The sequence below is a fragment of the Martelella alba genome, assembly GCF_006516955.1.
Taxonomy (GTDB): domain Bacteria; phylum Pseudomonadota; class Alphaproteobacteria; order Rhizobiales; family Rhizobiaceae; genus Martelella; species Martelella alba.
The window spans coordinates 1-662 of record NZ_VHLG01000052.1 but is presented as its reverse complement, the minus strand read 5'-3'; the positions used below and the strand labels follow the sequence as shown (position 1 = coordinate 662).

Below are 662 nucleotides of genomic sequence, written 5' to 3'. Positions count from 1 at the left end.
TCCAGCAGTGGCGGCCTGATCTCCGGCCTCGATGTCGACATGGAGGGCGGTACCGGTGACACGCTGGTGGTCGAAGGCGATTTCGCCGGCAGCTGGGGCGTGGATGTCCATGCGGCCACGCTTCTTCCCAACACGAGGGCCGATTTCCTCAAGGTCGAGGGCACGGATCTTTCCGATATCACCGTGCTGTCATCGCTGATCTATGACTTCACCGATGTGACGACGGATAGCGATGGCTGGGCAGGCTTTTCGGTCGACAGCGCCCATTTCACCGATACCGGCCTGTCGCTCGGCAAGAATGCCTCTGAGGTTTCGCGCGGGTTGCAGGAGGTCTGGGATCGCCTTTCGGCGGGCGAGACAGCTTCTGCCACCGCATCCGACGAGATCACCATCGGCCAGATCTTCGGCTCCTTCCAGCAGTCAACCAATGACAGCCTGTCCGACGATCTGCAGAAGCTCGCCTCGCAGACGGCAGCCGCCGGTGTGGCGCTGTCGCCCGCTTCCGCCATTGCCGCGGCCAACAGCGTGCTTTCCTGCCCCGCCTTCGAGGGCGACGGGATCATGCTGACGGATGGCTCCTGTGTCTGGGCCAAGGGGCTTGGCGGCAGCACCATCCAGCAGCCGACCGGCGATCAATACGGCTTCACCCGCTCCATGGGCGG

Annotated in this window: 1 protein-coding gene; it reads left to right on the top strand. The window is 63.9% G+C overall.

The annotated features are described in order from the left end of the window. Positions 1-662 (top strand): hypothetical protein (locus tag FJU08_RS22935; protein WP_181410008.1); only part of this gene is annotated, 662 nt, incomplete at both ends.